We start from the raw sequence: 8,123 nt of genomic DNA on the forward strand, positions 1-8,123 counted from the left end.
CACCCACCCCACCCGTATCGCGATCATCGGCGGCGGCCCCGGCGGCCTCTACGCCGCCGCCCTCCTCAAACGCCTGAACCCCACCCGCGAAATCACCGTCTGGGAACGCAACCCCCCGAACGACACCTTCGGCTTCGGCGTGGTCCTCTCCGACGAGACCCTCGGGGGCATAGAACACGCCGACCCGACCGTCTACGAGGCCCTGCAAGCGCACTTCACCCGCTGGGACGCCATCGACATCGTCCACCGAGGCACCCGCCACACCTCCGGAGGACACGGTTTCGCCGCCCTGGGCCGCCGTACCCTCCTCCAGGTCCTCCACGCCCGCTGCCGCGCCCTCGGTGTGGACCTCCGCTTCGGCACGGAGGCCCCGTACCCGTCCTGGCTCTGCGAGACGTACGACCTGGTCATCGCGGCGGACGGCGTGCACAGCGCGACCCGTGAGGCGTACGCGCAGGTGTTCCGGCCGACCGTCGAGACGCACCGCTGCCGCTACATCTGGCTCGCCGCCGACTTCGCCTTCGACGCGTTCCGTTTCGAGATCGCCGAGACCGAGCACGGCGTCGCGCAACTCCACGGCTACCCGTACGCCCGCCCGTCACCCGACCACCACCCCTCAACGAGGCCCTCCGGGCCGCAGGATCAATTCGGCGCGTCCACCGTCATCGTGGAGATGCGCGAGGAGGTGTGGCGGGCCGCCGGGCTGGACCGGGCGGACGAGCGGGAGTCGGTCGAACGGTGCGCGAAACTCTTCGCCGACGCGCTCGGCGGCCGGCCCCTGCGCTCCCACCACTCCACCTGGACGACCTTCCGCACGGTCGTCAACGAGCGCTGGTCCCACGGCAACCTGGTCCTGCTCGGCGACGCCGCGCACACCACGCACTTCTCCATCGGCTCCGGTACGAAGCTGGCCGTCGAGGACGCGCTGGCGCTGGTCGCCTGTCTGGAGGAACAGCCCGATCTGGAGCGGGCGTTGAGGGCGTACGAGGAGGAACGGCGCCCGGTGGTCGCCTCCACCCAGCGCGCGGCACGGGCCAGTCTGGAGTGGTTCGAGAACATCGGGCTCCATCTCGACCAGCCCTCCCGGCAGTTCGCCTTCAACCTCCTCACCCGCAGCCGCCGCGTCACCCACGACAACCTCCGCCTGCGCGACGCGCGCTTCACCGGTGCGGTGGAGCGGGAGTTCGGCTGCCCGCCCGGCACGCCCCCGATGTTCGCCCCCTTCCGGCTGCGCGGGCTGACCCTGCGCAACCGGGTCGTCGTCTCCCCGATGGACATGTACTCGGCGGCCGACGGCGTCCCCGGCGACTTCCATCTCGTCCATCTCGGCGCCCGGGCCCTCGGCGGCGCCGGACTCGTGATGACCGAGATGGTGTGCGTCAGCCCCGAAGGGCGGATCACCCCGGGCTGCGCCGGGCTCTGGAACACCCGGCAGGCCGACGCCTGGCGCCGCACGGTGACCTTCGTGCACGAGCGGGCGCCGGGCACGGCCATCGGCGTGCAACTGGGGCACTCCGGCCGCAAGGGTTCGACCAGACTGATGTGGGAGGGCATCGACGAGCCCCTGGACACCGGCAACTGGCCCCTGGCGGCGGCCTCCCCGCTCCCGTACAAGCCGGGCAGCCAGACGCCGCGCGAACTCTCCCGCGCCCAACTCACCGACATCCGCGAGCAGTTCACCTCAGCCGCCCGCAGAGCCGCCCGCAGCGGTTTCGACCTGCTCGAACTCCACTGCGCCCACGGCTACCTTCTCTCCGGCTTCCTCTCACCGCTGACGAACCGCCGCACCGACCGCTACGGCGGCTCCCTCGACCACCGGCTCCGCTTTCCGCTCGAAGTCTTCGACGCCGTACGGGCGGTGTGGCCGGAGGAGCGTCCCATGACCGTCCGTATCTCCGCGACCGACTGGGCGGACGGGGGCACCACCGCCGACGACGCCGTCGCGATCGCCCGTGCCTTCGCCGCGCACGGCGCCGACGCGATCGACGTCTCCACGGGGCAGGTCGTCGCCGACGAGCAGCCGGAGTACGGCCGCTCGTACCAGACCCCGTACGCGGACCGCATCCGGCACGAGGTCGGGGTGCCGGTGATCGCCGTCGGCGCCATCTCCTCCTGGGACGACGTCAACTCACTGATCCTGGCCGGCCGCACCGACCTCTGCGCCCTGGCCCGCCCTCACCTCTACGACCCCCACTGGACCCTCCACGCGGCCGCCGAACAGGGCTACGAGGGACCGGGCGCGCCCTGGCCCGCCCCGTACCGGGCCGGCAGCCGCCGCCCCAACACGGGCCGCACCGACGCCCCGAAACCCCGGCTCACCCTGTCCTAGGCAGACGAGGTGGTCATGCGGGGGTTCCATTCGCGGCGACGGCGGCGATGCCGTGCCGTTGCTCGTGGAGGGAGGTGAAGAGGGACTCCCAGCGGTGGTGGACGGAGTCCGGGCCGTAGGAGGCGGCCGTGAGGACCGCGGCCACGCCCATGTCGGCGCGCAGCACCTCGTCGGCCATCAGCCTGGCCATGGCTTCGGCGAGCGCGTCGGGGTCCTCGGACGGGACGAGCAGCCCGTCCACCCCGTGCGTCAGTACGTCGGCGGGGCCGGTCGGGCAGTCGAAGCTCACCACGGGCAGGGCGTGGCTCATCGCCTCGATCACCACCATCGGCAGTCCCTCGAAGCGTGAACTGAGCACGTAGAAGGAAGCCTTGGCGAGTTCGTCGTCCAAGCGGTCGGTGTGTCCCATGAGGAAGACGTGGTTGTAGAGATGGTGTTCGTCGATGAGGCGGCGCAGTTCCGGCTTCTTCTCTCCGCTGCCGTAGATCCTCAACTGCCAGTCGGGGTACCTCTCGACGAGCTTCGCCCAGGCCGGTATCAGCAGGTCGAAGCCCTTCTGCGGGAGGAGCCGGCCGGCCGCCACCGCGATCCTCGATCTGGGGTCGGCGGGGACCTGGTCGAGGGAGTGCACGGCGTTGGGGATACGGACGACCCTGGTCCCGGGCAGGAGTTCGGCGTACTCCTCGCGGTCGCGTTCGGTGAGCACGGCGACCGCCGCGAAGCGCGGGTAGGTCTCCTGGATGCGCCGCCGCACGTCCTGCCTGTGGGTGCCCAGGTTCATGTGCTCCTGGGCGACCCGGACCACACCGCCGGTGGCGTGCTCGGCGGCCAGGAAGTTCAGCGCGGGCCGGGTGGTGACGAGGACACCGTCGGTCAACGACCGCAGGTACGCGACGAGTCGGTCCTCGACGTACCGGTTGAAGTAGCGGTAGCCGAACTCGCCCTTCGGGATGTGCCGGGCGGGCGCCTCCAGCAGGTCGCCGCGCCTGCGGTCGCGCCAGCGGGCGACGAGACCGGACGGCGGGGTGTGGGCACCCTCCCGCAGGTCGACGACCGTGGAGACCCGCACCCGGGGGTCGAGCGGGAACCGGATGTCGTCGCGGCGGCGCAGGGCGCTGACGATCTCCACGGTCCACCCCGCTGCCACCAGGGAGTTGGCCTGGTTCAGCACCGTGCGGACGGTGCCGCCCCGCCCGTACGCGTGCAGCAGCAGGTAGCGGATGCGGGGACGCTGCGGGAGCGGTCGAGGGTGGGTCATGCGGAGCCTCCCGTGCGGCACTCCAGAGACAGGTTGTCCAGAATCGTGAAGTAGGGCCGCACCCGGAGGTCCCCGACGTGCTGCTCCGGATACACGAAGATCTTCTTCTTGCCCCGCACGTCGTCGAGGTGCCTCCCGGCGCGCAGTTCGACCTCACCGTCGGTCAGGTGGACGTCCCACTCCTCGACGGGCGCGTAGTCGTCGGCGGTGAGGTCGCCGACGGGCAGCTCGGTCTCGAAACGGTCGCCCTCGACGTCGGCGGCGTAGCGCAGCGTCCGGCCGACGTGCGCGCGGCGGGTGAGGAGCAGGCGCCAGGCCCCGTCCGCCGGGGCCCCGTGGATGCGTCCGACGAGTCTGATGTGCCCGTCGCGCGGCCACACCTCGGCTATCTCGGCGTGCGGCTTCACCTGCTGTAACCCCATGCCTCGCACATCGGCCGGAGCAGGTCGGGGATGTCGTCGTCGGTGGGCAGCGCCCGTCCGGACTGCACCTGACCGGTCCGGATCTTGTCCCGCCAGTCGCCGAGGCCCTTGGCGACCTGTGCGTCGTCCTTCCTGCCGTAGTCGAGCATGGAGGGCGCGAAGTCGATGCCGAGGAACGCGCACAGCCCCCGCAGCACCTTCTCGGCGTCGGCGGTGATGTCCTCGTAGCGCACGGTGTGCCCGCCGGTGGTGCCCTCGCGTGCCCTCTCGACGGCCCTCATGTAGCGCAGCGCGTCGGCGGCGGCCTCGTCGTAGGTGCGCTTGTCGGGGTCGCCCTCGTGCCAGGACCGGGCGATGGAGACCGGGTGGCGCAGCAGGAAGACGAAGCGGGTGTCGGGCCAGCAGTCCCGGATGCGCTCGTACACGAAGGCGTTGCTCGGGGTCTTCTCGACGATGAAGTCCTTGCCCGACCTGACCAGTTCGCGGTGCATGACCCGGTCCCACAGCAGGTGCTCCAGGTCGCCGCGCTCCAGGTCGAGGGCGCTCATGGCCTTCCGGGAGAGCTTGCTGCCGTAGCCGACCTCCAGGCGGCGTATGTGCAGTTCGTGCGGGGAGTGCAGCCGGGGGTGCGCGTTCAGGAGCATCCGCAGCAGGGTGGAGCCCGAGCGCACCGGCGACATGATGAAGACCGGCCGCCTGAGCAGCCGGTCCGTGGCGAGGTCCTCGGGGGCCGGACATCGGTACACCGCCGTGGGCTTCTTCGCGGCCTGCTTCGGCGCCGTGGCCCTGGGTGCGGCGGGCGCGACCGGGGCGGCCCTGCGTACGTGCAGGCCGGTGGTGGCGGTGAGGGCACGGTTCAGGTTGCGCATGAGGCTCATGCGACAGGATGGTAAGTAGAGATTCTGAGAAGACTGAAGTAGGAACCTGAGGGTTCCCTGAGCGAGCGAGATTGTTGCAGGTCTTTACGTTCCCTTACGTTCCGGCGCCTCCACGAACATGGCCCCCACGTCCCTCAGCCGCCCGTGCAGTGCCCGGAACACGGCCGCCGAGCGCACCCCGGGCCAGTCGGCGGGCAGCAGTTCGGCGGGCAGCCCGGGGTCGACGTACGGCAGATGGCGCCAGGAGTCCAGGGCCAGCAGGTAGTCGCGGTACGCCTCCTCCGGCCGGGTCTCCTCGCGCCGCTCCCAGTCGTGCAGCACGGGCGCGTGCCGGTCGAGGAACTCCTCGTGCTGCTTGGCGATCCCCGCCAGGTCCCACCACCGCGCCACCGCCTCGGCGGTCGCCGCGAACCCCAGGTGCTCGCCCCGGAACAGGTCCACGTACGGGTCGAGCCGCAGCCGGGTCAGGGTGTGCCGGGTCTCCTCGTACAGCCGGGCCGGCGCGATCCACACGCCCGGCGCCGCCGTGCCGAAGCCCAGCCCGGCCAGCCGGGAGCGCAGCACGTGCCGCTTCTGCCGCTCCGACTCCGGCACCGAGAACACGGCCAGCACCCAGCCCTCGTCCCGCTCGGGCGCCGTCGCGTAGATCCGCCGGTCGCCGTGCTCAAGGAGCCGGCGCGCGTCGTCCGACAGGGCGTACCCGGCCGCGCCCGTCGCGGTGCGGGCCGGCAGCAGCAGGCCGCGCCGCTTCAGCCGGGACACCGAGGAGCGGACGGAGGGCGCGTCGACACCGACCGCGGCGAGCAGCCGGATCAGCTCGGAGACGGGCACGGGGCCCGGCACCGAACGGCCGTAGGCGCCGTAGAAGGTGACGATGAGCGAACGTGGTGCGTGCTGTTCGGACACGTTGATCATTTTAGGTCGTCGGCATCACTGCTGGTCACCTAGGGTGCGCAGCCGGAACCGCTGGAGTTTGCCGGTCGCCGTGCGCGGCAGCGCGTCCAGGAACACGAACTCGCGCGGGCATTTGTACGGTGCCAGCCGCGACGTGAGGAACGCGCGCAGCGCCTCGCCGCCCCGGCGCGCGCCCGCCGCGACCACCACGTACGCGACGACGACCTGGCCGCGCGCCTCGTCCGGCCGCCCCACCACCGCCGTCTCCACCACGTCCGGATGGCGCATCAGCGCCTCCTCGACCTCGGGGCCCGCGACGTTGTACCCGGCCGAGATGATCATGTCGTCGGCGCGCGCGACATAGCGGAAGTACCCGTCCGGCTCACGGATGTACGTGTCACCCGTGAGGTTCCAGCCGTCGCGCACGTACTCCCGCTGCCGCTCGTCCGCCAGATAGCGGCACCCGACCGGGCCGCGCACCGCGAGCAGTCCCCGCTGCCCGTCGGGCACCGGCTTCCCCTCCGCGTCCTGCACCCGCGCCCGCCATCCCGGCACGGGCACACCCGTCGTCCCCGGCCGTACGGCGTCGTCGGCCGCCGAGATGAAGATGTGCAGCAGCTCGGTCGCGCCGATGCCGTTGATGATCCGCAGCCCGGTCCGCTCGTGCCAGGCCCGCCAGGTGGCCTCCGGCAGGTTCTCGCCCGCCGACACACACCGCCTGAGCGACGAGATGTCGTAGCCGTCGGATCCGGGGCCGGCCGCCCCGTTCAGCTCGCCCAGCATCGCCCGGTAGGCGGTCGGCGCGGTGAACAGCACCGACACCCGGTGCTCGGCGATCGCCGGCAGCAGCTGCTTCGGGCCCGCCTGTTCGAGCAGCAGGGCACTGGCGCCGGCCCGCATCGGGAAGACGACGAGACCACCCAGGCCGAACGTGAAGCCGAGCGGCGGGGAACCCGTGAACACGTCGTCCGCCCGGGGCCGCAGCAGATGCCTGGAGAAGGTGTCCGCGACCGCCAGCAGATCCCGGTGGAAGTGGACACACCCCTTGGGGCGCCCGGTCGTCCCGGAGGTGAACGCGATCAGCGCCACGTCGTCGGCCGCCGTGTCCACCGCCTTGTACGGCCCTCGCGCCCCGTCCCCCGACGGCAGCCCGAGCAGGTCGTCGGGCCCGTCCCCGCCGAAGGTGGTGACCCTCAGCCCCGGGACGTCCGCCTTCACGAGGTCGTCCACGTGCCGCAGGTCGCACAGTGCGAAGGACACCCGCGCCAGCTCGCACATCGTCGCCAGCTCCTGCGGCCGCTGCTGCGCCAGCACCGTCACCGCGACCGCCCCGGCCTTGAGCACCGCGAGCCAGCACGCGGCCAGCAGGGGCGTGCTGGGCCCGCGCAGCAGGACCCGGTTGCCGGGGACCACCCCGAGGGCGGACGTGAGGGTGTGGGCGATCCGGTCGACACGGTCACGGAGTTCGCCGTACGTCCAGGTCTCCCCGGTGGGCGTGCGGAACACGGGACGCCCGGGCTCGCCGCAGTCGAGCAGCTCGGCGGCCGCGTTGAGCCGGTCCGGATAGCGCAGCTCGGGGAGGTCGAACGACAGCTCGGGCCACTGGTCCGGCGGCGGGAGGCAGTCCCGGGCGAAGGTGTCGACATGAGCGGTGACCCTGGAGTTCATGACGTTCGCCCCCTGCTGTGGTCCCTGCCGAAGTGGGCTCGCACGGAGTGCCGGACTGGCATGGCGTGGGTGGGCTCGCACCAGCGAGCGTATCGCCTTGGTGACGGCAGTCAACACTTCGCGATAGCCTCGGCAGTGGCCCCCAGGGGGAGAAGGGACGGGCAATGACCGCATTCTCGCTCGAACCAGCACAACTCGCCTGGCGCGCCGAGCTGCGCACGCTGGCCGTCGAACGCCTGCGCCCCCTGGCGGACAAGGGCGAACCCGGCCGCGTCAACCGCCCCCTCGTCGCCGAACTGGGCCGACTGGGGCTGCTCTCCCGGCTGTTCACCTCGGGCGCGCTCGACCTCTGTCTGATGCGCGAGTCCCTGGCGTACGTCTGCACCGAGGCCGAGACGGCGCTGGCCCTCCAGGGGCTGGGCGCCCACCCGGTGCACGCCCACGGCACCGAGGCGCAGCGGGCCCGCTGGCTGCCCCGGGTGAGCGACGGCGACGCGGTCGCGGCCTTCGCGCTCAGCGAGCCGGGCGCCGGTTCGGACGCGGCCGCCCTCTCCCTGCGCGCGGAACCCGACGGCCCCGGCCGCTGGCGGCTCACCGGCGACAAGTGCTGGATCTCCAACGCCCCCGAGGCCGACTTCTACACCGTCTTCGTCCGCACCACCCCGGACGCGGGC

General features: G+C 72.0%; 7 protein-coding genes. 2 read left to right on the top strand and 5 right to left on the bottom strand.

All coding sequences use genetic code 11. From position 1 onward, the window contains the following. Positions 1–2,329 (top strand): bifunctional salicylyl-CoA 5-hydroxylase/oxidoreductase (locus P1P70_RS35825; RefSeq protein WP_413471624.1); only part of this gene is annotated, 2,329 nt, incomplete at its 5' end. Positions 2,330–2,342: 13 nt separating this feature from the next. Here P1P70_RS35825 and P1P70_RS35830 read toward each other — a convergent pair. The 5 genes from P1P70_RS35830 to P1P70_RS35850 all read right to left on the bottom strand — a co-directional run bounded on the left by P1P70_RS35830 (position 2,343) and on the right by P1P70_RS35850 (position 7,449). Beyond that, positions 2,343–3,587: a glycosyltransferase family 4 protein gene (locus tag P1P70_RS35830; protein WP_319245236.1), complete on the bottom strand. Its 1,245-nt coding sequence runs from the start codon at positions 3,585–3,587 to the stop codon at positions 2,343–2,345. Next, positions 3,584–4,009 (bottom strand): hypothetical protein, encoded by a 426-nt coding sequence (locus P1P70_RS35835; RefSeq protein WP_319245237.1) that lies wholly within the window; start codon positions 4,007–4,009, stop codon positions 3,584–3,586. Before P1P70_RS35835 ends, P1P70_RS35830 begins: the two co-directional genes overlap by 4 nt. Then, a complete protein-coding gene (locus P1P70_RS35840; RefSeq protein WP_319245239.1) occupies positions 3,991–4,887 on the bottom strand; it encodes a sulfotransferase in 897 nt (298 codons plus the stop codon). The genes P1P70_RS35835 and P1P70_RS35840 overlap by 19 nt, the downstream gene beginning before the upstream one ends. An 84-nt stretch (positions 4,888–4,971) precedes the next feature. After that, on the bottom strand, positions 4,972–5,802 hold the full coding sequence (locus P1P70_RS35845; RefSeq protein ID WP_319245240.1) for a PaaX family transcriptional regulator C-terminal domain-containing protein: 831 nt from the start codon (positions 5,800–5,802) through the stop codon (positions 4,972–4,974). Positions 5,803–5,817: 15 nt separating this feature from the next. Then, a complete protein-coding gene (locus P1P70_RS35850; protein ID WP_319245242.1) occupies positions 5,818–7,449 on the bottom strand; it encodes an AMP-binding protein in 1,632 nt (543 codons plus the stop codon). Positions 7,450–7,613: 164 nt separating this feature from the next. On the opposite strand from P1P70_RS35850, the gene P1P70_RS35855 reads away from it, so the two are divergent. After that, on the top strand, positions 7,614–8,123 hold a 510-nt coding region (locus tag P1P70_RS35855; RefSeq protein WP_319245245.1), incomplete at its 3' end, for an acyl-CoA dehydrogenase family protein.

The organism is Streptomyces sp. MB09-02B (assembly GCF_033794485.1).
Classification (GTDB): Bacteria; Actinomycetota; Actinomycetes; order Streptomycetales; family Streptomycetaceae; genus Streptomyces.

What these genes read in the sequence shown, in the direction of transcription:
- P1P70_RS35830 (WP_319245236.1), bottom strand. Translation starts at nt 3,587, where the DNA reads ATGACCCACCCTCGACCGCTCCCGCAGCGTCCCCGCATCCGCTACCTG.
- P1P70_RS35835 (WP_319245237.1), bottom strand. Translation starts at nt 4,009, where the DNA reads ATGGGGTTACAGCAGGTGAAGCCGCACGCCGAGATAGCCGAGGTGTGG.
- P1P70_RS35840 (WP_319245239.1), bottom strand. Translation starts at nt 4,887, where the DNA reads ATGAGCCTCATGCGCAACCTGAACCGTGCCCTCACCGCCACCACCGGC.
- P1P70_RS35845 (WP_319245240.1), bottom strand. Translation starts at nt 5,802, where the DNA reads ATGATCAACGTGTCCGAACAGCACGCACCACGTTCGCTCATCGTCACC.
- P1P70_RS35850 (WP_319245242.1), bottom strand. Translation starts at nt 7,449, where the DNA reads ATGAACTCCAGGGTCACCGCTCATGTCGACACCTTCGCCCGGGACTGC.